The organism is Thiorhodovibrio winogradskyi, assembly GCF_036208045.1.
Taxonomy (GTDB): domain Bacteria; phylum Pseudomonadota; class Gammaproteobacteria; order Chromatiales; family Chromatiaceae; genus Thiorhodovibrio; species Thiorhodovibrio winogradskyi.
This window is the reverse complement of sequence record NZ_CP121472.1, coordinates 3,866,828-3,893,308: the sequence shown is the minus strand read 5'-3', so window position 1 is coordinate 3,893,308 and position 26,481 is coordinate 3,866,828. Positions and strand designations below refer to the sequence as shown.

The window sequence follows — 26,481 nt, the reverse complement described above, 5'->3', positions numbered from 1 at the left end:
AACGATGCAGCATAATGGCGGGTGCCGAGCTTGTCAATTTGCTCGTAGCCGCTCCCTGGCTTTTTCGGCCTTTGCTTGTCTGGTCTGCCCGCGGCTTGATCTTGGGAGGCAGCGTCCGGATCTCCCGGGGCCTGGACTGATGAATCCCCGCGCCCGGCAAAACCGAGGGTTGGCTGCAGGGTTTTGGCTGTGCAAAACACCGAATTGCATTAGACTCAAAGCGTGGCAAACCGAGCGAGCGAAGAGTATAGGGAATGGACGGGAAACACCATGGCCGTAACTGAATCCAAGCGTATGTTAAATGGCGACAGTGTTCTGGCAATGAAACCGGATCATCAGCAGGAGCAGAAAGTGAACTCCAGGCAGGAGTTCATCAGGCTGTTTGGCATCCTGATTTTGATCATTGCTTTATTGACCGCCCTTGGCTCATACCTTTTCTATCGCACCGAGTTGGTGGACACGGCGGCAGTGGTTCAGCAGAGTAGGGCGGAGGTCGCGGACCATGGCACGACCGGTACTGGGCCAGCGACTGGGCCAGCGCCTGACCTGGCATTGCGGCCTGGCGCGCCCATTGGATCAGGTGCATCTGGCGCCGCGGCCGAGCATCGGGGCAATATGATACGTCTGTGGTTCTTTTCCCTGACCTTCTTTGTGCTCATGGCGGTGGGTGCCTGGTTTTTCGCCGATGCGCGGGTGAAATGGCGGCGGGAGCAGAAACGCGTGCAGGAGTTGGCAAATTTCGACCCTGTGACGGAGTTGCCCAACCGCGCCTTGTTTTTTGATCGGCTCGAGCGCATTCATCTCCATTCGGCCAGGTATCGAAGGCGCTACGGTCTGATTCTGCTTGACCTCGACGGTTTCGGCGAGGTGAACGAAAAGTTTGGCTACAACGACGGTGATCGACTGCTGGTTCGCGTCGGGCGCATGTTGACCAACAGCCTGCGCACTTCCGATACGGTGGCCCGGGTTGGGGGCGATGAGTTCGCGGTGCTCCTCTCGGAAGTCAACGGCGTGGAGGCGGCCATGATGCTCGGGCGCAAGGTGGTCGGCGCTATGGCCGCGCCCATTCGCCTGTCGAGCGGCGAGGCTGAAATCACGGCAAGCGTGGGTGTGGCGGTGTTTCCCGAGCATGCCGGCAGTGTCGATGACATGCTGCGAGCCGCCGACGAGGCAATGGATCGCGCCAAGCGCGAGGGCCAGGGGCGGTGCCTGATGGCGCTGTCGGCCGATGAATATCCGAGCGCGGAGCAACTGGCCGCCGGTTTGGTCATGGAGGACAGGTCACGGCATTGAGGCATGCAGCGCTCCGGCCGCGGTCGTGCAATCCAGGGTTGAAAACCCACGAGTCTAAACAGCAGCAGCATACCGCCATGGGCTCTGAGATGTCTGATACCCTCGTCTCGAGAAAAGAACACAGTCTTTATCATCTCGTGTTCAATAACAGCCTGATCGGCATTTTCGTGGTGGATTGCGACAGGCGCATCATCGAGATCAATGAGCGCGCCTGCAAGCTGTTTGGCTATGAGGCCACGGCCTTGCTGGGTGAGTCGGTGGAAGTTTTGCACATCTCGCCTGCGTCTTTTCAGCGCTTCGGCAAGGAAGTCTTCTCACGTATCCACAGCACTGGCGTGGCCGATGTGCGCTATCAGCTCAAGCGCGCAAATGGCGAGGTGTTTCAAGCCGCGCTCTCGGGTCGGCCGCTGAATGGCGTTGATCGTGCCGAGGGCGTCATCTGGGTCATCGACGATATTTCCCGGACCTCCCGCGCCGAGGGCGCGCTGCGCGCGAGCGAAGAACGCTTCGCGCTGGCGGTGGCCGGCTCCAACGCGGGCATCTGGGACTGGGATATTCCCACCAACCGCATTTATTTCTCGCCACGCTGGAAAGAGCTCATCGGCTATGCCGATGCCGAAATTCCCAACCGCTTTGAAGAGTGGGCGGCGCGGGTGCATCCAGAGGATCTGCCCGGAGCCAACGCGGCCATCGAGGCGCATCTGCGGGGCGCGACCGATCTGCTCGCGACCGAATTTCGCATGCGCTGCAAGGACGGCTCCTGGCGTTGGATTCTCGGACGTGGGCTGTGCGTGCGCGACGAGCAGGGACGGCCGCTGCGCATGGCCGGCTCCCATAGCGATATCGACGCGCGTCGCCGGGCAGAGGACCGGGCGCGCGCGCAGGAGGCGCGTCTGGCCGCGGTGCTTGATACCGTGCAGACAGGCATTGTGGTGATTGACCATGATCTGCGCGAGGTGGTTGATGCCAACGAACAGGCGGCGCGGATCCTGGGTTTGGTGCGCGAGGAGCTGATTGGTACTCTCTGTAGCGATCATCTCTGCCTGAATCCGGACCACTGTCCCTTTGAATCGGGGACGCCCGAGACCTGGCGCTCGATCTCCAATCAAGAGGCGGTTTTCGTGCGCGCCGATGGCACTCAAGTCAGTGTGCTCAAAAGTCTGGCCCCGCTCAAATTGCAGGATAGCAACCTGCTGATTGAGAGCTTCGTCGACATCACGCCCCTAAAGGAGACCGAGCAGGCACTGCGGCTGGCCAAGGAGGAAGCTGAATCCGCGGCGCTCGCCAAGAGCGAATTCCTGGCTAAGATGAGTCACGAGATTCGCACGCCGATGAATTCCATTCTCGGCATGACCAAGCTCACGCTTGACAGTCGGCTCGATACCGAGCAGCGCGAAAATCTTGAAATCGTCGATGCCGCGGCCGAGGCGCTGCTGGCTTTGATCGACGACATTCTCGATTTCTCCAAGCTCGAAGCGCATCGGGTCATGCTCGATCCTATTGATTTCGACCTCAGCGTGCTGTTCGAGGAAGTGCTCGATGGCTTTGCCTTGCGCGCCGCCGAAAAAGAGCTGGAGCTGATTGAGTTTATTGATCCACGGGTGCCTCTTGGCCTCAAAGGTGACACCCAGCGCTTACGCCAGGTGCTGATTAATCTGCTTGGCAATGCCATCAAATTCACCGCCAGCGGCGAGGTGGTGCTGAGCGTGGAGCCGGCATCCGAGCAGCCCGGCCCCGATGACCCCCCGGTGCGGCCGGGGCCAGGGGTGCGGGTCAAATGGCTGCGTTTTGCCGTGCGGGATACTGGGGTAGGAGTGGCGCCGGAGAAACAGGCCAACATTTTTTCGGCCTTTCAACAGGCCGATAACAGCGTCACTCGAGAATACGGTGGCACCGGTCTTGGCCTGAGTATCAGTCGTCAGTTGGTCGAGCTGATGGGCGGGCGCCTTGAGCTGACCAGTAGGCTGGGGCAGGGTAGCGAATTCAGTTTTCTGCTGCCGCTGGAGCCCGCCAGCAGTCCGGTGCCCAGTGCCAGCCTGACCGCCCCGGAGTTGCGTGGCCTGCGTTGTTTGGTGGTGGATGACAACAGTGCCAATCGGCGGCTGCTGGTCAAGACCCTGAACGGCTGGGGCTGCAGACCGCATGCTGTCTCAGGTGGGGCGGATGCGCTGGCGGATTTGCAACAGGCCAATGACGCCGGCGATCCCTTCCGTCTGGTGCTGCTCGATTTGCTGATGCCAGGCATGGATGGCGAACAAACAGCGCATGCCATCCAAGGGGACGGTCGCTGCGGCGCGCCCGATATTCTGCTGCTGGCATCGGCCAGTGTGCGCGGTCAGGCCGCGCGTCTGCGCACCCTGGGCGTGCGGAGTTTACTCATCAAGCCGGTCAAGCATCGCCAACTGCTGCGTGCCATGACCCAGGCGCTGACGCTGCCCCAAGGGACGCTCGATGCCGTCAGCCTGTCCGCCAGCTCCAAAGTGGTCAGTCAGTCGCCGCGCTTTGCCGGCGCCAGGGTGTTGCTGGCGGAAGATCGCTTGTTCAATCGCAAGGTGGCGGTGTCCTATCTGTCGCGCTTCGGCATTGAGGTGATGACCGCGGTCAATGGCTTGCAGGCGCTGGAGCTATCGCGCACCTGTGTCTTCGACCTGATTTTCATGGATCTGCAGATGCCGCGCATGGATGGCTATCAGGCCACTGTCGCCATCCGCGATGAGCCCGGCCATCTCAACCGCAACACGCCCATTGTGGCCATGACCGCCCAGGCACTGGAGGGAGATCGCGAGAAGTGCCTGCAAGCTGGCATGGACGACTACCTGAGCAAGCCCATTCGCTTGGAGCTGCTCGAGCGTGCGCTCAGACGCTGGCTGAACGATGCCGAGCGGCGCCCGCGTCTGTCTGTCGAGCCGTCAGCCGCTGGGCCGGCGGCTGGGCCGGCGGCTGAGTCGGCGGCGCAGGATCCCCGCTCGAGTGCGGTTCCTAAGGCCCTGCCGGCTGAGCTTGAGTCCCTGTTTGAGGATGATCCCGAGGGACTGGCCGATCTGCTGCGCACCTTCGTCAGCGATTGCCGGGCAGACTTGGACGCGCTGCTTGGCGCCTGGCGCGACCGTGATATCCCGCGCATGCAAGGTCGTTTGCATGCGCTCAAAGGCTTGGTGGCCAATCTGGGGTTCGCGGCGCTGGCCGAGCGTCTGGCCGCGGCACAGGAAGCGGTGCAGGCCGTTGAGTTCAAGCAGACGCCGGACACCGGGCTCGATATGGCCGCCTTGGATGTCCCCCTGGCCGAGGCGCGGGAGGCGGTCATCGCGTTGATTGATAGCCTGGATACCGAGGCGGTGAGTGATCCTCTCAGCTAATGCGCACCCGATTGCGTCCCTCGGTCTTGGCAAGATAGAGCGCGGCGTCGGCGATATCGATCATGGCGGCGAGCGAGCTGCTTTTGTTTAGGGTCGCGCCTAGGCTGGCGGTCACCCGCAGTACCTCATTGCCGTTCGGGATTTCAAGGGAGGCAATTGCAAAGCGAATGCGCTCGAGTTCCTCGGCAAGCCGTGCGGATGCACGCTCGCCATGGATCAGCAGGCAGAACTCCTCGCCGCCATAGCGAACCAGCAGGTCATCCTGGTGCGCGGACTTGCGCATGGCGGTGGCAACGCGCTGCAACACCCGGTCGCCGATAAAATGCCCGTGTGTGTCATTAACCTGCTTAAAGTGGTCGATATCGATGATCACCGCCGCAAATCCTGAGTCCCGCTCCTTGGCCTGCTCGTAAGCCTTGGTGCCGACGTCGAACAGATAGCGCCGGTTATGAAGTTGGGTGAGGAAATCGCGCACGGCCGAATCGCGCACGAGGTGAATAAACTCCAGGGTTTCGACATTCTGGGTAATGCGGCAGTAGAACTCCTCGATCAAAAAAGGCTTGGCGATGAAGTCATTGGCGCCGGCCTTGAGCAGCTTGGCCGAGGTGATGGGCGCGCTTTGGTCCGAAAAACCAATGATGCCGAGTTGATTGCGGTCGAAATGACGGCGCGCCTGGGTGATCAGCGTTTGACCGTCCATCTTGGGCATGTGAAAGTCCGTCAGCATCAGACGGATGTCAAGATGTTGATGCAGCAGCTTGAGGGCTTCTTCGCCGTCCTCGGCTTCAATCGTTTGATAGCGGTGAGTGCGCAGCAGTTCTTTCAGGTACAACCGAAAACCCTTGGAGTCATCGACAATCAGCACCTTGATCCGATGATTGCGATGAACCCGCCTGACCAGCCGGGCGACATAGTCGATCTCGCTCGGGTTGGTCTTGAGTACGTAGTCGATGACATTGGGCTTGGTGAGAATGCGCCCGCGCAGGCTGTCGTCCATGAAGCCGGTCAGCACGATAATGGGAATGCCCGCTTCCGCCACCAGGTCGACAACCTCGCCGTCGGGTGCATCCGGCAGGTTGAGATCGAGAATGCCGACGAAATACTCTTTTGGCTGGTCGCGAATCAGCCGGCGGGCCTCTTCAAGCGAGCCCGCGCTGGCCACCTGAATATCGGCGATGTCATGAATGGCCTCGGCGAGATACTGTCGCAGTGAACGGCTATCTTCGACGAGTAGTGCTCTTTCAGTATTTGATCTGTTGGTTGAGTGGCTTTCACCCTGAGTATGGCGATAAGTCATCGTGGAAGTTCATCGTGGATATGGATGTGCGAATTTTGGCCATTATACCCCCTGCCCATGGGGATTGCCGCCGAGGCTTGTGGCTGTTGGCGCGGATTATTCAGGGTTTTTACGTTAGATGCGACCTGGCCGCGACGGGATGTCGGGGGGTAAGCTGACGGAGCGGCAAGATTGCATTGCGCGCGGGCCGGCGGTTTGGACTAAAATCGCCGATTGCCCTGTGACAGACTGGTTAACAATCATGCCTGATGCCTCTGCCGCTGACGCGGCCCTCGCGACCTATCCGCTGCTTGCGCAAATTCAGGACCCGGCCGATCTGCGGTCGATGTCGAGCGAGCAGCTCAAGCAACTGGCCGCGGAACTACGCGGCTTCCTGATCGACAGCGTCTCGCGCACCGGCGGTCATCTGGCCGCTGGCTTGGGTGTGGTGGAACTGACCATTGCGCTGCATCATGTGTTCGATACTCCGCATGATCGCCTGGTGTGGGATGTGGGGCATCAGGCTTATCCGCACAAAATCCTCACCGGGCGGCGTGATCGCATGCACCGCATGCGTATGAAAGGCGGCTTGTCCGGCTTCCCCAAGCGCAGCGAGAGCCGCTACGACACCTTTGGCGTCGGCCATTCCAGCACCTCGATTAGCGCGGCGCTGGGCATGTCCATCGCCGCGCGCGTGAAGGGCGAGCGCCGGCAGGTGATCGCGGTGATTGGTGATGGCTCGCTCGGCGCGGGCATGGCGTTCGAGGCCTTGAACCACGGCGGCCCGCTCGATCCGGATTTGCTGGTGATCCTCAACGACAACGAGATGTCCATCTCCCCGCCCGTGGGCGCCATCAGTCGGCATCTCTCGCGACTGCTCTCAAGCCGGGTCTACACCAGCGTGCGCGAGGGCAGCAAGAGCGCGCTGCGCGGCATGCCGCATCTGCGCCACCTGGTCGGGCGCTGGGAAGAGCACATGAAAGGCATGGTGATGCCAAGCACCATGTTCGAGGAGATGGGCTTTAATTATATCGGGCCCATTGATGGCCATGACATGGATGATCTCATTGCCACGCTGAACAACATGAAAGCCATGCCCGGGCCGCGCTTTCTGCATGTGTCCACACAAAAAGGCCATGGCTACGAGCCGGCCGAGGGGCAGCCGGTGCAATTTCATGGCGTCACCCCCTTTGACTCGAAAACCGGGCGGATGCATAAGAAGGCCGGCGGCAAGACCTACACGCAGATATTTGGCGACTGGCTGTGCGAGGCCGCCGAGATCGAGCCGCGCTTGCTGGCCATCACCCCGGCCATGCGCGAGGGCTCGGGCATGGTGGCTTTCTCCGAGCGTTTCCCGGAGCGCTACTTCGACGTTGGCATTGCCGAGCAGCACGCCGTGACCCTGGCCGCCGGCATGGCCTGCGAGGGCATGAAGCCGGTGGTGGCCATTTACTCAACCTTTCTGCAGCGCGCCTATGATCAGCTCGTGCACGATGTCTGTCTGCAGGGGCTGGATGTGACCTTCGCGGTTGATCGCGCCGGCTTGGTTGGCGCCGATGGCGCGACCCATGCCGGCAGTTTCGACTTGAGCTATAGCCGGCCTCTGCCCAACCTGATCATCATGGCCCCGGCGGATGAAAACGAATGCCGGCGTATGCTGCAAACCGCGCTTGAGCATCCGGGGCCGGCCATGGTGCGTTACCCGCGCGGCTGTGGGCCCGGGGTGGAGATCGACCCAAGCGCGCCTGTGTTGACCATTGGCGAGGGTGAGATGTTGCACCAGGGTGAGCAGGTGGCCTTGCTTGGCTTCGGCAGTCGGGTCTTCCCGGCGTTGGAAGTGGGGGAGGAGCTGAATGCCACCGTGGCCAACATGCGCTTCGTCAAGCCACTCGATGAACGCCTGATTCTGGATTTGGCCGACCGACACCAACTGCTGATCACCATTGAGGAGAATGTCATCGCTGGCGGCGCGGGCTCGGCGGTCTCGGAGCTCTTGTCCGCCCATGGTCTGATGGTGCGCTGCGTGCATCTCGGTCTGCCGGATTTCTGTCAGGAGCAGGCCAGCCATGGTGAGCAGCTCCATGTTTGCGGTTTGGATACATCCGGTATTCGCGATGCGGTGCTGAGTGAAATGGCGGATCTGGGGCTGAATCCAAAGTCGCGACCAGCCTTGGCACAGGCGCAGGCTTAGCCCCAATGCACATCGAGCCCATCCCGGCTTTCGCGGATAACTACATCTGGGTGTTGCATCAGCCGCAAGACTCGCGAGTTGTCGTGGTCGATCCAGGCGATGCGCGGCCGGTTCTGGACTTTCTTGCCGTGCGGCGGCTGGAGCTGGCGGCCATTCTGATCACTCACCATCACCGCGACCATATCGGTGGGGTGGCGGCGCTGCAGTCGGCCTGGCCGCGCGCCGAGGTGTTGGCGCCAGAAGATCCGCGCATTCCGGGCGCGACGCGGCGCCTGGGCGAGGGCGAGCGCTTCAGACTGCCGGGTCTGGAGTTTGACCTCCAGGTGCTGGCGGTGCCTGGGCATACCTCCAGCCACATTGCTTATCTCAGGGTCGACGCGGATCAGCCGGCGCTGTTCTGTGGTGATACCCTCTTCAGTGTTGGTTGCGGGCGGGTGTTCGACGGAACGCCCGAACAACTGGCCGCTTCGCTGCGTCGAATTGCCGCACTGGCCCCCGAGACCCTCTGCTATTGCGCGCATGAATATACACTCGAGAACCTAGGTTTCGCGCGCTGGGTGGAGCCTGAAAATCCGGCACTGGCCGAGCGCGCCACGGAGGCCGAGCGGCTGCGCGCAGCTCAACAGCCCACAGTGCCGTCCAGCCTGGCCGTGGAGCTTAAGACCAATCCCTTCCTGCGCGTCGATCAGCCCGGTGTCATCGCCGCCGCCGAGCGCGCGGCCGGCCACCAGCTCAATGGCCCAACCGAGGTCTTTGCCGCGCTGCGTCGGTGGAAGGATGAGGACTACGACTGATGCTCCCGGGCTGCCGCGGCACGGAGAAGGCGCGTCATTAATAGAGCGGTCCTAGCCATAGACCCAGCAGCAGGGTTAGGCTGCTGGCGACGGTAATTAGCACGTTGTCGTCAATTGGCCCGAATTCAAACGGCTCTACAGCAGTGGCCACCAGCGCCGAGAGCACCCCCCACAGCGGCATGGCCGGCTGAGCATGAAGTCCCGCCGCATAGCCGATCGGTAGGCACACAAGCAGCATGAATACATTGCCGATGAGGTTTTTCGAGCGCCGGCGAATCAGCGCATTGCGCGCGATGCCGGTCACCCCGTCGCCAAAGGCCATGTAGAGCGCCGGCACAATGGCGAGCCAGGGGTCATTGAGCAGCCACCAGAGCGCGGAGACCGACAGCGCCCACATCAGGGCGAACTTCACGTCGTTGCGATTTTCTGGTGTCTGAAACCAGTAGAAGCGCCAGCCGCTCTGATGCGTGGCCCAAGTCAAGGCCGTCAGCAAAAGCCCTGAAATCAATGGCAGCCAGGGGCTGGTGAATACCAAGGGGACCGCGAGCGAGCCGACGCCCCCAGCGGCCATGTGAACAATTTTGCGGTTGTAGTAGACGGCGCGAATTGGCTCCATGCCGCGCGCGAGCATCCAGCGGTAGGGCAGGCGGGTCAGGAACAGAATGCCCAGCACATAGAGGCTTAGCAACAGGGCCCAGAGAAATTGCGACATTCTTGCTCCGATGGTCCGTCGCTAGACGGACCATCATTTGATTAGGCAACTAGTGTCCGGTCGCGATCAGCTATCGGACGAGGACTGTGCCGGTGCGCTCTGATAGGGGTAGTAATAGCCCCCGTAAGGATAGCCATAGCCACCATAGGGGTAGCCATGGTAAGGAGCATAACCACCATGGTACGGATAGTAACCGCCGTAGTACGGATAGTAACCGCCATGGTAGGGGTAATAGCCGCCATACCAGGGATTTCCGCCCCAGGGGCCGCCCGACCAGGGCCACCAAAAGGCCTGCGCTGGCAGGCTGGCGAGAGCGCCCGCGCCGGCGATCAGGGCTGCCGCTAAACCGAATTTGAGTTTGTTGGGCTTGAGTCTATTGGTCATGATCTAACCCTCAACGGTGAACGGATAAACGACGGGAGCCCGCATCGACTGACATGATCGACTGGAGTGATCGACAGGGACCGGGTCCCGCGCAAAGTTATAGCGCGCCCCGTCATTTGTATCAAGATGTCGTTTGCGCTTGGCCGCGGGCAAATGGCTCGGGCAAAGGGCGCGAACAGCACAGCTGTGCGGTGCGTCGCGGCGGTCAGCCGAGGCCTTGAATCCGTTCGATGGTCGCCAGCAGTTCGAGCCGGTCGATTGGCTTGGAGGCATAGGCATCCATGCCTTGTGCCAAAAAACGCTCCTCGTCTCCGCGCATGGCATGGGCGGTCATGGCGATGATGGGGACGCGCGCGCGTTCCGCTCCAGCGGCTCCGTCGCGGATCGCTTGGGTGGTCTCGAGTCCGTTCATGCCCGGCATTTGGACATCCATCAATAAGGCATCGAAGGCGGTGCCGCGCAGCGCCTCGAGCGCTTCCAGGCCATTGTTGGCGCACTGGACGCGGTGACCGGATTTCTCGAGCAGGCGTCGCGCGACCAGCAGATTGGTTGGCTCATCGTCGACTACCAGCAGATGCAGGGATGCGCGCTTGGTCTCCACGACCACATTCTCGCTTGCGGCCAGCAGGGGAGTGGTCTGTGAGTTGACAGCCTGCAATGGCAGTGTGAAGCGCACGGTGGTGCCAAATCCAAGGGTGCTTTTAACCTCAATGTGGCCATCCATGAGTCCGAGCAGGCGCTGCACAATGGACAGGCCAAGCCCCGCGCCCTGCGAGACTGATCCTGGCTTGGGCGAAGATTGGAAAAAGGGCTGAAAGACCCGCTCGATGTCCTCGGGCGGAATCCCGCGGCCGGTGTCGCGCACCTCAAAGGCGATGCGCGCCGGTGCCGAGTCAGTCGCGAGAAAGGGGCTTAGGGTCACGGAAACCTGCCCGCCATCGGAGTATTTAATGGCGTTGCCGACCAGATTGAGCAGCACCTGGCGCAAGCGCAACTCGTCGCCGAGGATCCGTTCCGGCAAGCCTGGCAGAATCTCGATGGCAAGAGTCAGTCCTTTCTCGGTGGCGGCCAGGCTGAAGATGTCCATCACCGCTTCGCGCAGATCCGCGAGCCGCAAGGGCGCTGGCGTCAGACTCAGCTTGCCGGCCTCGATGCGTGATAGATCGAGAATGTCTGTCAGCAGCGCTTCCAGACGCTTGGAGCAGCTGAGCGCGGTGCAGGTGTATTCGCCCTGTTCCTTGGTCAGCCGGGTTTCCTCAAGCAATTGCAGCATGCCGAGCACGCCATTGAGGGGTGTGCGGATCTCGTGGCTCATGTTGGCCAGGAACTCGCTTTTGGCGCGACTCGCCGCCTGCGCTTCCTCGCTGGCGCGTCGCAGCGCCTGCTCGGTGGCCTTGGCTTTGGTGATGTCCTCGACCAGGGTCAAGAAGTACAGCGGTTGGCCCTGGTTGTCGCGGATCAGACTGACCGACAGACGGCCCCAGACCGAGGTCCGGTCAGCGCGCAGATAGCGCTTGTCGAGGTGGGTTTCGGCGATCTCGCCGGTCAGCAGTTTGGCGGCTAGGTCGCGCGTTCCGGCGAGATCGTCGGGATAGGTGATGTCGGCAACGCTCATGTTCCGCATCTGTGCTTGGGTGTAGCCAAGAAAGCGGCACATGGCGGCATTGGCGCGCTGATAACGCAGATCGAGCGAGACGATGCCGGCACCAACCGGCGACTCATCGAAGGTGAGGCGAAAGCGCGCCTCGCTCTCGCGCAGCTCAGCTTCCGCGGCCTTGCGCTGCGCGACTTCCTCGCGTAGGCGTAGGGTTGCCTCGGCCAGTTCCGCGGCTTGACGCTCGGCCTGGTAGCGCAGCCCGGTCTCCTGTGTCTGCGCGGACTGCAATCGCAGCAGTTTGATTTGCCGCTCCACCACGGCCGCGCGCATTTGCTCGGTCTCGGGGTTGCCACCAGTCGGTGGCAGTCGCGCCGAGATCCAGTCGCGATAATGGATCTCCATTGCCTGGAGCTTGGCCTTCGCGCCCCAACGAGCAAAGGCATCATAGGCTTGCTGCCAGCAGCCCTGGGCGACTCTGTCGTTGTCCTGGGACTCCCAGAACCAGGCCGCGCGTTCGGCGATAAACCCTTCCCAATGCAAAAAACGTCCGGCCTGTGCCAGACCGGTGGCGGTCACGTATTTGTGCATGGCTCGCGGGGCATCGCCGTGCAGACGCGCCAGTTCTGCCTCCGCCAGGGTGGTCATGGGGGAAAAATTCGCGGGGTTTTGCGCGCCCCAGCGCTGCAGCCGGCCCAGTATTGTGATGAGTTCGTCGTTCCACCGATGCTGGCGGGCTGGGTCGACCCAGGGGTAGAGCGCGCTCAGGGTCAGAAAGCGTGAGTACAGATGCATGGGCCAGGGCAAGAGTCCCTGGGTGCCGACCATGTAAAGCGCGGGTTCCACCTCCTCGGCGACGGTCAGGGCGTCCGCGTGGCGGCCAAGCAGCAACAGAGTGAAGCTTTTAAGAATGCGGTAAATGCATAGGACTTGGGGGTTGTCGTGCGCGGTGACTCGCTCTAGCCAGTCGTTCTCCGCGCTTGTGCGCCTGGCTTGCTCCGTGTCGATCTTGCTCAGGCTGTCGATGATCAACAGTCCACCCTCGAGCAGGTCGATCGCCCACTGATTGAAGCGGGTGCGGCTGAACTTAAGCGACTCCTCGGTTTCTTCACGCAGGGTGGTCAGTTCTATCCCCTGGAAAAACCGGCAATACATCCTGTGCCCAAAGGCATAAGCGGCGTATTGCAGATTGCCGGCGCGCAGACCGATATCATAGGCTTGTGCATAGTCGGCGCTGCTGCGCTCAAGGTGCTCGAACCAAAAGCGCGCCGAGCTGCCGATCATCAGCCGAAAGACACTCTGGTCCGAGGGGGCCTGAAAGTGCTGGCCCATGAGTTGCTCGGCCAGGTCGCTGAAGGCCCGGGCGGTGGCGAAATCATCCTCCACCCAGATCATCAGGCCGGCGAAAGCGGTGTGGCTATAGCCAATCTGCGGTAGGTTGCCATGACGCAGGGTCAGGTTGACCACCATGGGCACGATGACAGACCACAGTCGCTGATGAGCGCGGTAGCAAGGCGGGCCCATGGCGATCAGCAGGCAGCCGACCATGCCTTGGGTCGAGTCGGTCATCGGCGCGCGTTCAGCCAGGGTGGCGATGGGTTGACCCGCCAGTTGCTCGGCCAGGGTGGCGCGCACCCGCGCAATCTCGGCATCCCGCGCCGCCTCGAAGTCGGCGGCTGGCAGGCTGACGCCGAGCGCGGCCAGGGCTTCGCGGCCGGCCGCGATGGCATCCGCATAGCGCGCCTGAAGGGTGTATTGGACGATGAGTCCATTGAGCACTTGGGCCCGTTCCAGGGCGCTGCCGGCACGTTCGGCGGCCTGCCGCAGCAAGCGCTCGGCCAAGGCGTGATCACCCTCGAGGAACTCGCTGCCCGCCCAGTCTTGCGACAAATCCATGGCCGTTTGATGGTGGTTGTGCCATACCCAGTCGGCAAAGGCCTCCTCTTCAAGCAAGGCGGCCGCCGCGCGGTGATAACGCAGTGCGCCACGGTAGGCGGTGGCAGCCCGTGCCTGGCGCGCGGTTGCAAGGTTCAGCTCTAGTAGCCGTAGCTTCTCGTCGCGATTCTCGATCAGCTCCTGGCCGGCGTCTAACAGCTCAGCCAATTCGAATAGGCGCTCGGTCACCACCGTCGGGGGTAGCTCGCGCAGCAGGGTGCGCCCAATGTCGAGCTTGGTCGCCCTGAGGCTGGCCGGGTCGATGAGTCCATGTGCGGCTTGCTGTACCCGGTCATGGACAAAACGCACCCAGTAGTCGGCCTCTTTGCCATGTGCGGGATCTGTTATCTCATCACTGTCGCCGCGGCTGTCCGTGAGCAACAGCAAGCCGGCGTCGATTTCCTCGCGCAGCAAGTCAAGACACTGGCTTGCCGGACGACCACTGAGCAGAGCAAGATCGGCAAGGGCAAAGCGATTGCCCAGGCAGGCAGCCCGCACCAGGAGTGCGCGCTGCGCAGGAGCAAGCTGACGAAAGCGGTGGGCGAGGAATTCCACCACATCGCCTTCCAGCGCCATGGCATCGAAGTCCTCGGGCGACCACTGCCAGCGCTGCTGGTCAGGGTCGAAGGCCAGTAGACCCGCCTCATGGATAAAACCAAGGAAGGCACGCATGAACAGGGGGTTGCCCTGGGTATGCCGATGCATCATGTGGGCCAGTTCGGCCGGTTCGGCCAGTGTCGGCTCGAGGGTGGCAAGCAGAAAATCCTGCTGGGCCGATAATCCAAGGGGTCGTACCGCCAGCGTCTTGATGGGCCGATGTTGGTGTTTCAGACTGCCCAGGGTGGCGCGAAAGGGATGGGCCTCATCCACTTCGTCATCGCGGTAGGCGGCAATCAGCAGCAGATAGCGCAGTGTGGTGCCGATCTCGAGTGATTCAAGCACGGCGAGGGAGGCCGCGTCCGCCCACTGCCAGTCGTCGATGAAAATGACCAGTGGATGTTCCGGTTGGCACAGGGGCGCAAGAAACCGCCGCAGCACGGTCGCGAAACGGTGGCGTGCTTCCAACGGACTGATATCCGGCGGTGGCGCTGGTGTGCCGAGCAGAGGCGTAAGCTCGGGTGCAAGGCCGGTGAGCAGATGCCCGAAATCGCCCACAGCGGCCTGTAGTCGTGCCGGCCAATCCACTCCGCTGCTATTGTCTTCGGTTAGTGACCGGCCCAGGCTGGCGAGCGCCTGACGCATGGCCAGATGGGGCACACCCTGTTGGTACTGACTGAATTTGCCTGCGCAGAATCGCCCGTTGCTGGCCAGCACGGGTTGTTTGAGCTGTTGGACAAGCGCTGTTTTGCCCACCCCGGACGGACCCGGGACCAGGAGTATCTCCCCGGTGCCTTGTGCGATTCGCGCAAAGGCGTCAAGCAGGACGCCACGCTCGCTGTCGCGACCATAAAGGTGTTCGGGAATGATCAAGGGTCGAGGAGGGAGGGAGGATCGATGGGGCATGGTGGTCGCGGTTATCGGCAGGTCGATGGCTGGCCTTTGGGTCAGCGCAAGGCCGAGCCCGGAAAGCTTGGGAAAAGCTTGGGGGAAAATTTGGGGGAAAAATTTGGGGGAAAAATTGGGGGGAAAAATTGGGGGGAAAACTTGGACTAGACTCAGAGCACTGTCGCGAACCGTATTTCTGCCTTTAAGAATAACACTCGCGCGGATTTACGTCACAGAATACACCAGCATTATAGGAAGGAACACTGGTTGGTCAGTGGTCGGTCGGTGGGTCGGCTCGCGCCACTGGCTGCTGTGAGCGGGCGGTAGCACCGGATATCAGGGGGACGACAAGGCCGTCTGTCGCCGCCAGTAGCCCGTCATTTCCAGATAGCCACGGCCGATGTTGGTGGCTTTTGTGTTGGTGGCCTGGATGGGTTCCTCAAACACGCGCACCGCGCCTTCCCAGTAGATAGTCTGAGTGGAGCGGCGGGCGTCGAGTTCCTGATCGTCCATCAGCGGGACCAGTCGCAGGCGCTGGCCGGGGAGTTCGAGAGTCCATTCGACGGGGTACTGGGTGCCGGTGCGTGGCGACTGCCAGAAGCGCTCTGGGGTGAACTGGATTTCGTCCGGCCTCAGAATACGCGCTGGCTGGCCCGGGCGGGTGCCTGGGGGAATGAGACTGCCGCCGGCCCAGAGCGTGGAGCCATCGGCGTGGCGCATGCGATAGGCCATCAGCGAGCCGCCGTCGTGCAGGTTGATCCCGATCCAGTCCCAGCCGGCCGCCTGCTCTGGCAGGTAGGCGGTTGACCATTCATGATCCAGCCAAGCTTGGCCGCTGACCTTCAGGCTCTGGTCGCCGAGGCGCAGGCTGCCGGCTACCTCAAGTCGCGGGCGACTGTAGTAATAACTGGCATCCTTGGGATCCGGGCTTTTCTGGCTGAAGCCGGCCTGGCCATTGAGCACTGGCGGGGCGGGTGGCACCAGATGCAGGTCAAAGCCAAAGTCCTCGCTGTCGACGCGGGTGCGATAACCATCCGGATCGCGCTTGAGCAGCCAGTCGCCGATCCATGCGTGGGTATCTTCGCGGGAGAGTCCGGCCAGTGGCGGGAGTTCGCGCGTGGCGCGCTCATCGTGCAGCAAATGGCCGGTGTCTGGATCAGCCAGGGCGGCATGGGCCAGGATCAGTTGCCGGGGCGCGAAGCGGCTGGGATTGTCGGCGCCAATGCCGGTCGCGGAGCGGAAGAAGGTGACTTGAAAGCCGCGTTCGCGGCCATGGTTGTCGGTCAGCCAGCCGGTGATGTACCACCATTCGGTGCGATAGTCCGGATGCGCGCCAAAGTCACGCGGGAAGCGGAGTTCGCGTTCTGGCGTGACGGGGGTGAAGTCCACAGGCTCGCTTGCCGGTGTTGGCATGGGGAACAGCAGCAGCGGCAGCAGGGGCAGGCAGAGCGCCGCGAGCAAGGTGCGTGCTCGCTGCCTCATGCCGACTGAAGAGGGCATACCCAGCATCACCAATCCTCCCGCACGGCCAGCACCGCGTCCTGTCGCATGGCCCGGGCGCCGGCGAAGCGCGCCGCCGCGGCGGCGAGCAGGATCATGGCGGCGGCAAACAGGCTCAGCAGTCCCACCGGAACCGCCAGTTCCATGCTCCAGTGGAAGCTTTGGCGGTTGATGACCTCGATCAGCACCCAGGCGATGGCGCCACCAGCGACCAGTCCAACCACCACCGCGAGCAGGGCGGCGAGCGCGGCCTCCAGCCCCAGCAGTCGGCCGATGTCGCGCCGGCGCAGTCCCAGATGGCGCAGGATGCCGAATTCCCGCCGCCGGCTGCTGGCCAGGGCCGCGAAAGTGGTGGCAATGCCGAACAGGCCAATCAGCACCGCGACTCCTTCCATTAAATAGGTCACGAGAAAGGTGCGGTCGAAAATGGTCAATATCATGGCGCGCAGGTCATTGGGCAGAATCATCTCGCTGAGCGACTCGCCCAGGGTGTCGCGAATCGCCCGCATCAGTGCCTCCGGATCGGCGTCGGGCAGCAGCATCAGGCCCAGATCATTGGTCAGTGGGTCGCCGCTCAGGGCGCGGTAATGGTCCATGCGGATGACGACCGAGCCTTGCGCGCGGGCATAGTCGCGCCAGATGCCGGCGATGACAAAGGGGCGAGGCTTTCCGCCCAGGGGCAGTTCCAGCCGGTCATTGACGCCCAGGCGCCATTGGTCGGCCAGGGCCTCGGAGATCCAGGCCGGTGCCTCGCCTGTTTCTGGCCCTTGCAGGTCGCCCGCGACCAGTGGCAAGCCGCCAGCTCCGTCCACCCGGCGGGCGATCAGGCTGACCGCCGGGCGCGCGGCATCGAGCCGCAGGCTGTCAAAGCGCACCGGGTAGATGTCTCGCACCCCGGGCAGGGCGCGCACCTGCTCGACCTGCCCGGGGCTGAGAAAGCCACTGGCGCTCGAATCGGACGCGCGCAGATACAGATCCGCTGGCAACATGCGTGTGAGCCAGTCATCCACCGAACCGCGAAAGGAATCGACCATCACCGCCATGGAGGCGGCCAGGGCGACGCTTGCCACCACGCCGGCGCCGGCCACCACCGTCTGCCCGGGGGCGGCGGTCAAACGTGCTTGCGCCAGTCTGGGCAGCGGACCGCTGATCCACGCGAGTCCAAGGCGCGGCCAGCCAATCAAGCGGGTGACGCCGGGCAGGGCCAGCAGCGCGGTGAGCAGAATCAGCAGGACTGCCGCATAGCCGAAGACCGGAATCCCCCACAGTGGCGGCAGGGTGCAGAGCGCGGCGGCAAGCAAGGCGGCGGCGCTGGTCCAGCCCCAGCGCGCGCGTGCGCGGAAGGCGGCGGCCTCGTCTCCGGCCTTGAGCGCCTGGGCAGGCGCGGCCTGGGCCGCTTCGCGCGCTGGCAACCAGGCGCCGGCCAGCCCAGCGGCCAGGCCCAGGGCCAGGTAAAACAGGGTGGCCAACCATTGCCAGCTTAAACGCGGATTCAGGCCACGGAAGAAGCCGGCACCCAGATCGCCGCCCACCGCGGCGAATGCCAGGGCGGCAAGCAGATAAGCCAGCAGGGCTCCGATCAGGCCGCCGAGCAGCCCGAGCAGCGCGCCCTCGGCCAGCAGTCCGCGCCACAACTCGGCGCGCGTCAGCCCAAGCGCGCGCAGAAAGGCCAGCTCCCGACGGCGGCGCACCACTGCCAGCCACTGAGTGGAGAAGACCAGAAATCCACCGGTCAGCAGCGCGATGGTGGCGAGCATGGTGAGATTGACGCGGTAGGCGCGTGTCAGTCCCAGGGATTCCGCCGCGGCCTCCTCCGGGGGCAGAACTGTGAGCCCGGGTGGCAGGCGCGCGCCGATGGCCTCGCGCGCTCGCGCCGGGGGCAGATCCTGGCGCAGGCGCAGATCGACCCGGGTCAGGACCCCAAGGCGCGCGAACTGACGTTGGGCGCCGGCGATGTCCATCACCGCCACTTCCTGCCCGACACCGGCGGAGGGGAGGGTCCCGGCGATGCGCAAGTCGCGCTCCTCGGTGCCAGCCTGCAGAGTCAGGGTGTCGCCGGGCTGGAGCTCCAGCCTTTCGGCGGCGGCCGGGCTGAGGAAGAGCGCATCCTCGCGCAGGGTGGCGAGCAGGTCTGGATCGGCTTCCCTGGTGTCCGCGTTCGCGCTGGCCGATGCCAGATCCGATGCCTGATCCGATACCTGATCCGGTGCCGGGTCTGGCGCCGATTCTGGCGCTGGTCCGGGTACCGGCATCAAGGCTGGATTCACCGCCGCGAGTCGCAGCACATCAACTCCCAGAATCCGCAGGCTGTCGCGCTCCGATGAACGCCCGGGCCGGCGCGCGCGCACCTCCAAAACCGGGCTGGCGGCGGCCACCTCGGGCAGTTGGGCGATCTCGGCAAACAGCCGATCATCGAAGCCACTCGCGCCGGCCAGCACCTGGAGATCGGCCTGGCCGTTCAGTAGTCGCACGCCGCGCTCGAATTCATCCAAGGCGCCACGGTGAATCAACTGCACCGCCAGCCCCAGCGCCACACCCAGGGCAATGGCGAGTACCGAGAGCACCGTCGGCAGTCGCCGCCGCCACAGGCTGGCGAGAAAGAGATGGCGGAGGGTGGCGGGCATAATGCAAACAAGCTCCAGCTCAAAAGATTACGAAAGGATCAGCAATGAAAAATTTGGGTGTTGCATCTGGTGTAGAAGCGGCTTCCAGCCGCTTCATGACGCGCCAAGCTGGCGTGTCTATTGATGACCGGGCCAACAACAGGGCGCTGGAAATGAAATTTGGAATCGCTGTACAAATAATTGTTTTTTTAGATCTATGTTGACAGCTTTTATCAGGTTCGTCCCCTATTTCCAGGTGGTGACCCGATCATCCGTTATCCCGAGCCTTTGCATGGCTTGCACCATGGCTGCGAGTTGCTGCGAGGTGCCGGCCAGGTAGTAGCTGGCGTTGCCGGGCTCCGGCAGGTCGGCCTGGATCAAGGCCTGGAGGTCCTTGGGGTTGGCGTTGATCAGTGGGGTGAAGAAAAAGTGATCCAGCGCGTCCTTCAGCGCGCGGCACCAGCCTTCGAGATAAAAACCCTCGGTGCCCGGGGTCGACCAGTACAGATGCAGGCTAGCGGCGGTGTCGATGGAAACGGCGTGCTCGATCAGACTCTTGATCGGAGCAATGCCGTCGCCAAAAGCGATGAAGACCGCCGGAGATGAATCAGCCTCACGCAGCACGAAATCGCCATGGGGTCCCTTGATCAGCACGGGCACCCGACTGAGTGGGCGACTGAAGACGGCATCGCTGAAGGCATCGCGACCCCGGCGAACGTAGAAGTAGAGATGACGCCCGTTGCATGGGCAACTGGCGATGGGCAGTTCGGTTTCGGTGCCGTCCTCAAGACGCAGCCGCGCGGACTGCCCGGCCATGAAGCGCAGCGTCTGGGTGCGGGGCGCTTGCACCTGCAGCAGTATGAGATCGGGGTTCTGGGGCTCGAGGTTGCGGATTTGGGCGCGGATTTCCTGCTCGGGTAAATCCGCGCTCGAATGTGCCTCGGCGGCTTCCAGCACCAGGTCGGTGACTGCCGTGTGGCAGCAGGCGAGCAGGTAACCCAGCTGTTGCTCGCGGGCGCCGAGCACATAGTCGTGGTCACGCAGCTTCCACACCTCGCCTGATACCACCCGCGCCTTGCAAGAGCCGCAGTTGCCGTTGGCGCAACCGTAGTTCATGCGCAGCCCCGCGCGCACGGCCGCGCCGAGAATGGACTCCGAGCCCTCGACAAAGAACTCATGCCCGCTCGGGATCACCTTGACGCTCGCCGACATCAGGCGCAGGAGGTTGTCTTTCGCGAACAGCCGTCGGCGCGCCTCGGACTCGGGTGCTTCCGCCAGGGCGGCGCATTGCGCGTCCAGCCAGCCGAGCAGACGCTCGCGCGTATCGCGCTCGGGGATGACCTTGGTCAATTGGGTGCGCAAATCAGCAATCAAGCGCTGCAGTCCATCGGCGCGATTGGCCTGCGCGGAGAGGGCATCGCTAAGCGCGTGCAGGCGCGAGAGCAGCACCTCGGGACTGGGTAATTGATGGTCCTGATCATTGTCGCGCGGCACCGCGTTGTCCCGGATTTGCTGCACCTGATCAAGTATGCCGCTGTGTTCCAGGCTGACGCTGGGGTAGATGCGCAAGAGATCCTGCACCCGCACCTGACCCTCGAAGGTCTCGATTTCACCCTGGCGGATGCGCGCTTGCAGGGTGCCGCGGCTCACGCCGGCCAGACGCGCGGCGCGCGAGAGACTGAGCAAATCGATCATGGTCGGGGCTCCCTTTGGGGTGATGGATCGGCGGGGATGTTGTCATGCGCGCCCTCATTCTCGCGCCGCTGCTGCTGTTGTGCCAGCGCCCAATGGACATGCTCACGGATCAGGTCGCTTGGATGGTCGCCGCGGGCTTGGAGCGCCTGGCGCACGGCGGGGGAGGGTGCGGCGTTACCCAGTGCCACGGCGATGTTGCGCAGCCAGCGCTGATGGCCGATGCGGCGGATGGCGCTGCCCTCGGTGCGCTTGAGAAATTCCGCTTCATCCCAGCCAAAGAGCACGATCAGACTGGCAGTGTCCAGACCCTGGCGGGGACGGAAGTCGGCCTCCGTCGTCAGCCGTGCGAAGCGGTTCCAGGGGCAGACGAGCTGGCAGTCGTCGCAGCCATAAATGCGGTTGCCAAGCAATGGGCGCAGCGGCGCGGGAATGGCGCCGGCCAGCTCAATGGTCAGATAGGAGATGCACAGGCGTGCATCCAATTCATAAGGCTTGACGATGGCGCCGGTGGGGCAGATCTCCATGCAGGCCTGGCAGCGTCCGCAATGGCTGGGCAGGGGTTGATTGACGGGCAGCGGCAGATCGACATAGAGCTCGCCCAGAAAAAACCAGGAGCCGGCGCGCGGATGGATCAGGTTGGTGTGCTTGCCAATCCAGCCCAGGCCCGCGGCTTGTGCCAGTGGCTTTTCCATCACGGGCGCCGAGTCGACCAGTGGGCGCCACTGGAAGGGGCCAGTCTCGGCCTCGATGCGCAGGGCGAGCTGTTTGAGTCGCGCGCGCAGCAGCTTGTGGTAATCGCGCCCGAGCGCGTAACGGGAAATAAAGGCCTGGATGGGATGGTCACAGGCGGCCTTGGTGTCCTCCAGCGCTTCTGGCAGGTAGTCCATGCGCGCGCAGATGACTCTGATTGTACCCGGCAGCAGTTCGCCCGGGCGGCTGCGTTTACGCCCATGACGGGCCATGTAGTCCATCTCGCCATGCCAGCCCCGTGCGAGCCAGTCGCGCAAATAGGTCTCGGGGCCGCTCAGCTCGCAGCCGGCGATGCCAACTTGCTGAAAGCCGAGTTCCAGACCCCAAGTCTTGATGCGATTGGCGAGGGTGGTGGGTGTCAAGCCGTGGTGTTCCTTGAATAGATGGAAGATCACTAATCTTCCCGTTGTAGCACACAATCACCCATATCGGCGTCCTGATCGCTTGTCATCATAGCGGTGCCTACCTATGCTGCTGGTCCAAGACGTAAAGACGGACCAACAGCCAGCTTGATTCACTACAGCCGGGGGCACATCACTATTCTTGATCGGCCAGGACTTGATGTCTATGTGTGCGAGTGCTACGAGGTGGCGCGATGAGAATTCGCGTGTTTCCTTCCGGATCGGATATTGGCCTGGCATTAGGTGCGCTCTTGACCCGGATTTTCACACAAGTCCGCGATTAAACAATGCGTGCAACGCGGGCGCCGTGCGGTGCAGGTGTAGCGTCCGTGCAGGATCAGCCAGTGGTGGGCATCTTTGAGGAATTCCCGAGGAACCAGGCGCAGCAGTTGCTGTTCCACCGCGAGTGGTGTTTTGCCCTGGGCAATGCGGGTGCGGTTGGCGACGCGAAAGATGTGGGTGTCGACGGCGATGGTAGGCTCGCCGAAGGCGGTATTGAGGATGACGTTGGCGGTTTTTCGTCCCACGCCGGGCAGTGCTTCGAGTGCGGAGCGCTCGCGTGGCACTTCTCCCTGGTGACTTTCTGTCAAGATGGCGCAGGTTTTGATGATGTTCTTGGCCTTGGTATTGAACAGACCAATGGTGCGGATGTGTTCGCTCAAGGCGGCTTCGCCAAGTGCAAGCATGGTTTTTGGTGTGTTGGCCAGCGTAAAGAGCTTTTCGGTGGCTTTGTTGACGCTCTTGTCCGTGGTCTGGGCGGACAGGATCACGGCGATCAGCAATTCAAAGGGAGAGTGATAGATCAATTCCGTGGTGGGCTTTGGATTCGCCGCACGCAGGCGGGTGAAGATTTCAGTGCGTTTGGCCTTGTTCATCTGGTTTTGATCGCTGGTGATGATGTCAGTTATGTAGACTGTTATGTGGATCGCCTTCAATTTTTCTGTGCGGCAGTCGCAGGCTGAAACCGAGACTATCTGCTGCGCGTCAGTGTCGCGAGCATGCGTGATGCCGGCATTCTCGATGGGATATGCTGGTGGCGCCGCTGTGGGCCATTGTGCTCGATACCGATCCATTCCGGGTTCCTGTCCAGCGCCACGAGGATTTTGTAATTCCTGCGGGTGGGGCGAATCGATGGCGCCGGTTCGCGAGCTTCATTCCGATAGCAAGCGGTTGTCAGCTGAAGTATGATGTTTGGCCGATTCGCTGATCAACGGCCAGGGATCAGGTCGTCAGTCTTGCGATTTCTTGGCGGCAGCGGTCAACATCCTTAAGCTCATCGCTGGTCCGCACGCGAGTTCTTACCGTGAAATAGCCACTTCATTGTCCTGAGTGGTCATGCCCCATGAGGGCTAAGGTAAAACAGCAGCTTCATTCTCTGGGGTGCCGCCGCACTTCGACTGTTAGAACGGGTGCGTCACAGCGCCAAGGCGTATAGGTTCAGCAAAGCTATGTCGACTCATCAAGAGCCTGCCACAGATCAAGCCATGACTGATCAACAGGGTCTCCCAAATCCCCAAAATCCGCCAGGTCAACCAAATCAGCAGGATCTGCCGCCGGCACCAATGGTGCCGGATGGCGTCAAGGGGCGCTATATCGTTGCTGTTGGTGCCTCGGCTGGCGGGCTCGATGCGCTGGAGCGGTTTTTTCAGGCACTGCCGGAGCGCTCCGGTGCTGCCTATGTGGTGATTCAGCATTTATCACCCGATCACAAGAGCATGATGGCGAATCTGCTCGCACGGCACACATTGATGCCGGTGGTGACGGTTGAGGATGGGATGAAGATCGAGGCCGATAAGGTTTTTCTGATTCCACCCGCCAGCATGATGAGCATCACCAACAATGAACTGCGCCTGAGTCCCAAGAACCCCCGTGGCCTGACCCTGCCGATCGATCTCTTCTTCACCGCCTTGGCGCGGGAACACGGGAAATATGCCATTGCCGTTGTGCTCTCCGGCACCGGCTCGGATGGCACCCGGGGTTCCGTGGCCATTAATGACGCGGGCGGTTTTTTGCTGGCACAGGAGCCTGAAACGGCCAAGTTCGACGGCATGCCCCGCAGTGCCATCGCCACCGGCCTGGTCGACGCCATCCTGCCGCCGGAGGAGCTCGGCCCGCGCGTTCTTGATCATATCAGCCAGGTTTCGCGTATCAATATCCGTGGCACTCGGCCGGTGGTCGGCTACGACAAGGACAACGCGCTCGAGGAGACCATGCACCTGCTCTACCACCAGGGCGGGATCAATTTTCGTGAATACAAACCCGCCACCGTCATGCGCCGCATTGAGCGACGCATGCAAGTGCGCCATGTGCCGGACCTGGAAAACTACGCCCGTCTGCTCGATGGCGACCGCACTGAACTCAACGCCTTGCGTCGCGAGTTGTTGATACCGGTCACCAACTTTTTCCGCGACCCGGAATCCTTCGAGACTTTGGCACAGAATGCCATCCAGACCATCGTGCGGGAGCGGGGTGAAGCACAGGCCATCCGTGCCTGGGTGCCTGGTGCTTCCACCGGCGAGGAGGCTTACTCCATCGCCATTTTGTTTGCCGAGGCGTTCGAGCGCCATAAGCGCTGGCCAAACTTTAAACTGTTCGCGACCGATGTCGAGCAGCACAATGTGGATGTCGGCAGTGCTGGGGTTTTCTCCGAGGCGATCACCGCCGAGGTCTCGCCCGAGCGCCTAGAGCGCTGGTTCTACAAGCGCGGCAATCATTTCGTGGTGAAGAATGAAATCCGCCAGAGCATTGTGTTTGCGCGCCACAATCTGCTCGAAGACCCACCCTTTACCCGCATGGATCTGGTCACCTGCCGCAATCTGCTGATTTATTTCCGCAGCGAGGCACAGGAGCGAGCCCTGCGGCGGTTGCAATATGCCCTGGCGCCTGGGGGCTTTTTGTTCCTGGGTTCGAGCGAGACCCTGGCCGGGTTGCAGTCGGATTTCACCTCGGTGAGTTCCAAGCACAAGATTTACCGTATTTTGCGGCATGTGTCCCTGCCGCTCGACTCAAGCTCCGCGTCCATGGGGCGCTTCTCCTCCATGGCCGGCAAGCCGCGGCCGGTGGCCAAGCCGGGTCGCGGCATGACGGATGCCGTCGCCATCGACGCCGGACAAACCCTGCTGTTGCGTAGCTACGCACCCAATACCTTGCTGCTGAACGCCAACAACGAATTGCTACACGTGTTTGGTGATGTGGGACGTTATTTGCGCTTTAGCGAAGGGGCCGTGTCCCTGGACTTGCCTAAGCTCTTGCCACCACAGATCGCGCCCGTGGCCCAGGCCCTGCTACATAAGGTTTCTCGAGCTGGCGAGCCCTTGCGTTCCGATACCGTGAACTTGAAGCTGTCCGATGGGGAGGTCGAGCGTTTAAGGCTGGTTGTGCGTCAGGTCGAGATCGAACAGCGCGAGCCCTATCTCTTGCTGTCGTTCGAGCCGCAGTTACAAGAGGTGTCCAACACGGCTGCCGCTGGTGGCATGGAGACCATGAACCTGGATCGCGAGACCGCTGATCGGGTAGAGAATCTCGAACGTGAGTTGGCCGCCACGCGCGAGAGTCTCCAAGCCACCATTGAGGAACTGGAAACCGCGAACGAGGAACTTCAGGCCACCAACGAGGAACTCATGGCCTCGAATGAGGAGCTGCAAAGCTCCAACGAGGAGTTGCAATCGGTCAATGAGGAACTCTATACCGTTAACGCGGAAAACCAGGAGAAGATTGAAATTCTTAATCGGCTTAATGCCGATCTTGACGGTATGGCCAAGGCGGCGGCCATCGCGACTGTTTTTGTCGACTCCGATCTGCGCTTGACACGTTTCACGCCCGAGGCAACCGGGCTGTTTAAAATTCGCGACGGCGATCTTGGTCGCCATATCGACGATTTCAGCAATCTTCTCAATTATCCGACATTCATTGAGGAGCTGCGCAAGACCATCATCAACGGTGAGATGCTGCAACGCGAGATCACCGCCGGCAATGGGCGGATTTATCTCGTCCGGGTGCTGCCCTACGCGGTGCGTCGGGGTGATCCGCGCGGTGCCGTGGCGACCTTTATCGATGTCACCACTCTGCATGACATTAAGCGTCTGCAAGCTGTGTTGGACTCTCTACCCGAGAGTGTCGCGGTGCTGGATTCACTGGGTAAGATCACCATGGTCAATGATGCCTGGCGGAAATTCGCGCGCGATGCGGGTGATCAGGATCTGGAGCGCTTTGGGGTCGGCCTGAATTATCTCGATGCTTGCGAGGTCGATGACGACATCAGGGACGAGCAGTTCGTGCGTGAGTCAAGATTGGGGATAGAATCGGTTCTTTCAGGAGAAAAGAATGGATTCTCGATGGGATACAAATGCTGTCTGGACAATCGCGACCATGCGTTCATGATGCATGTCTCGCCGATTCGTCATCCAGCGGGGGGCTTAATTATCAGTCACGTTGATCTGACGCAAACGCTGAATGACCATCCGGATGTTAACACGGAGGATGGCAAAGGCTAAAGGGCTGCCCAGCGAGCAC

General features: G+C 62.0%; 15 protein-coding genes and 1 pseudogene. 7 read left to right on the top strand and 9 right to left on the bottom strand.

The window, feature by feature from the left end; translation table 11 throughout:
* The first annotated feature begins 351 nt into the window (after window positions 1-351).
* Window positions 352-1,293, top strand: coding sequence for a GGDEF domain-containing protein (locus Thiowin_RS17830; RefSeq protein WP_328984315.1), 942 nt, complete (start codon window positions 352-354; stop codon window positions 1,291-1,293).
* An 89-nt stretch (window positions 1,294-1,382) separates the two neighbouring features.
* On the top strand, window positions 1,383-4,649 hold the full coding sequence (locus tag Thiowin_RS17825; RefSeq protein ID WP_328984314.1) for a PAS domain S-box protein: 3,267 nt from the start codon (window positions 1,383-1,385) through the stop codon (window positions 4,647-4,649).
* Here the strand turns inward: Thiowin_RS17825 and Thiowin_RS17820 are convergent.
* Window positions 4,642-5,946, bottom strand: a complete 1,305-nt coding sequence (locus Thiowin_RS17820) for a diguanylate cyclase (RefSeq protein WP_328984313.1) — start codon at window positions 5,944-5,946, stop codon at window positions 4,642-4,644. The two genes, Thiowin_RS17825 and Thiowin_RS17820, sit on opposite strands and share 8 nt — an antisense overlap.
* Window positions 5,947-6,187: 241 nt before the next feature.
* On the opposite strand from Thiowin_RS17820, the gene dxs reads away from it, so the two are divergent.
* Window positions 6,188-8,116: a 1-deoxy-D-xylulose-5-phosphate synthase gene (gene dxs, locus Thiowin_RS17815; RefSeq protein WP_328984312.1), complete on the top strand. Its 1,929-nt coding sequence runs from the start codon at window positions 6,188-6,190 to the stop codon at window positions 8,114-8,116.
* 5 nt (window positions 8,117-8,121) lie between these two features.
* On the top strand, window positions 8,122-8,910 hold the full coding sequence (gloB, locus tag Thiowin_RS17810; protein ID WP_328984311.1) for a hydroxyacylglutathione hydrolase: 789 nt from the start codon (window positions 8,122-8,124) through the stop codon (window positions 8,908-8,910).
* Window positions 8,911-8,947: 37 nt separating this feature from the next.
* Here the strand turns inward: gloB and Thiowin_RS17805 are convergent, their stop codons facing one another.
* From Thiowin_RS17805 to Thiowin_RS17785, 5 genes are all read right to left on the bottom strand, one after another.
* Window positions 8,948-9,622 carry a hypothetical protein gene (locus tag Thiowin_RS17805; protein ID WP_328984310.1) on the bottom strand — a complete coding sequence of 225 codons (675 nt, stop codon included), beginning with the start codon at window positions 9,620-9,622 and terminating at the stop codon, window positions 8,948-8,950.
* Between the two features lie 66 nt (window positions 9,623-9,688).
* A complete protein-coding gene (locus Thiowin_RS17800) occupies window positions 9,689-10,006 on the bottom strand; it encodes a sulfur globule protein CV3 (protein ID WP_328984309.1) in 318 nt (105 codons plus the stop codon).
* Between the two features lie 205 nt (window positions 10,007-10,211).
* Complete coding sequence (locus Thiowin_RS17795) at window positions 10,212-15,038, bottom strand: hybrid sensor histidine kinase/response regulator (protein WP_328984308.1); 4,827 nt, start codon at window positions 15,036-15,038, stop codon at window positions 10,212-10,214.
* A gap of 318 nt (window positions 15,039-15,356) precedes the next feature.
* Entirely contained in the window at window positions 15,357-16,529 is a 1,173-nt protein-coding gene (locus tag Thiowin_RS17790) for a lipocalin-like domain-containing protein (RefSeq protein ID WP_328984307.1), read from the bottom strand.
* The gene (locus Thiowin_RS17785) at window positions 16,529-19,144 is read right to left on the bottom strand and encodes an FtsX-like permease family protein (RefSeq protein WP_328984306.1); all 2,616 of its coding nucleotides are present in this window, start codon (window positions 19,142-19,144) and stop codon (window positions 16,529-16,531) included. Before Thiowin_RS17785 ends, Thiowin_RS17790 begins: the two co-directional genes overlap by 1 nt.
* A 44-nt stretch (window positions 19,145-19,188) precedes the next feature.
* On the opposite strand from Thiowin_RS17785, the gene Thiowin_RS17780 reads away from it, so the two are divergent.
* Window positions 19,189-19,347 (top strand): hypothetical protein, encoded by a 159-nt coding sequence (locus Thiowin_RS17780; RefSeq protein WP_328984305.1) that lies wholly within the window; start codon window positions 19,189-19,191, stop codon window positions 19,345-19,347.
* Between the two features lie 22 nt (window positions 19,348-19,369).
* On the opposite strand, the gene Thiowin_RS17775 is transcribed toward Thiowin_RS17780, so the two are convergent.
* Together Thiowin_RS17775 and queG are read right to left on the bottom strand one after the other, a co-directional pair.
* Window positions 19,370-20,818: a 2Fe-2S iron-sulfur cluster-binding protein gene (locus tag Thiowin_RS17775; protein ID WP_328984304.1), complete on the bottom strand. Its 1,449-nt coding sequence runs from the start codon at window positions 20,816-20,818 to the stop codon at window positions 19,370-19,372.
* The gene (gene queG / locus Thiowin_RS17770) at window positions 20,815-21,930 is read right to left on the bottom strand and encodes a tRNA epoxyqueuosine(34) reductase QueG (protein ID WP_328984303.1); all 1,116 of its coding nucleotides are present in this window, start codon (window positions 21,928-21,930) and stop codon (window positions 20,815-20,817) included. The genes Thiowin_RS17775 and queG overlap by 4 nt, the downstream gene beginning before the upstream one ends.
* 102 nt (window positions 21,931-22,032) lie before the next feature.
* Here queG and Thiowin_RS25430 point away from each other — a divergent pair.
* Window positions 22,033-22,167, top strand: a pseudogene (locus Thiowin_RS25430) (Crp/Fnr family transcriptional regulator); the annotation flags it as partial.
* 41 nt (window positions 22,168-22,208) lie between these two features.
* Here the strand turns inward: Thiowin_RS25430 and nth are convergent.
* Window positions 22,209-22,844, bottom strand: coding sequence for an endonuclease III (gene nth, locus Thiowin_RS17765; RefSeq protein WP_328984302.1), 636 nt, complete (start codon window positions 22,842-22,844; stop codon window positions 22,209-22,211).
* A gap of 687 nt (window positions 22,845-23,531) precedes the next feature.
* Here nth and Thiowin_RS17760 point away from each other — a divergent pair.
* Window positions 23,532-26,462 carry a chemotaxis protein CheB gene (locus Thiowin_RS17760; protein WP_328988116.1) on the top strand — a complete coding sequence of 977 codons (2,931 nt, stop codon included), beginning with the start codon at window positions 23,532-23,534 and terminating at the stop codon, window positions 26,460-26,462.
* The last annotated feature ends 19 nt before the right edge of the window (window positions 26,463-26,481 follow it).

Excerpts from the sequence above, each read along its gene's own strand:
- Thiowin_RS17825 (WP_328984314.1), top strand. The coding sequence starts at position 1,383 with ATGTCTGATACCCTCGTCTCGAGAAAAGAACACAGTCTTTATCATCTC.
- Thiowin_RS17820 (WP_328984313.1), bottom strand. The coding sequence starts at position 5,946 with ATGACTTATCGCCATACTCAGGGTGAAAGCCACTCAACCAACAGATCA.
- dxs (WP_328984312.1), top strand. The coding sequence starts at position 6,188 with ATGCCTGATGCCTCTGCCGCTGACGCGGCCCTCGCGACCTATCCGCTG.
- gloB (WP_328984311.1), top strand. The coding sequence starts at position 8,122 with ATGCACATCGAGCCCATCCCGGCTTTCGCGGATAACTACATCTGGGTG.
- Thiowin_RS17805 (WP_328984310.1), bottom strand. The coding sequence starts at position 9,622 with ATGTCGCAATTTCTCTGGGCCCTGTTGCTAAGCCTCTATGTGCTGGGC.
- Thiowin_RS17800 (WP_328984309.1), bottom strand. The coding sequence starts at position 10,006 with ATGACCAATAGACTCAAGCCCAACAAACTCAAATTCGGTTTAGCGGCA.
- Thiowin_RS17795 (WP_328984308.1), bottom strand. The coding sequence starts at position 15,038 with ATGCCCCATCGATCCTCCCTCCCTCCTCGACCCTTGATCATTCCCGAA.
- Thiowin_RS17790 (WP_328984307.1), bottom strand. The coding sequence starts at position 16,529 with ATGCTGGGTATGCCCTCTTCAGTCGGCATGAGGCAGCGAGCACGCACC.
- Thiowin_RS17785 (WP_328984306.1), bottom strand. The coding sequence starts at position 19,144 with ATGCCCGCCACCCTCCGCCATCTCTTTCTCGCCAGCCTGTGGCGGCGG.
- Thiowin_RS17780 (WP_328984305.1), top strand. The coding sequence starts at position 19,189 with ATGAAAAATTTGGGTGTTGCATCTGGTGTAGAAGCGGCTTCCAGCCGC.
- Thiowin_RS17775 (WP_328984304.1), bottom strand. The coding sequence starts at position 20,818 with ATGATCGATTTGCTCAGTCTCTCGCGCGCCGCGCGTCTGGCCGGCGTG.
- nth (WP_328984302.1), bottom strand. The coding sequence starts at position 22,844 with ATGAACAAGGCCAAACGCACTGAAATCTTCACCCGCCTGCGTGCGGCG.
- Thiowin_RS17760 (WP_328988116.1), top strand. The coding sequence starts at position 23,532 with ATGGTGCCGGATGGCGTCAAGGGGCGCTATATCGTTGCTGTTGGTGCC.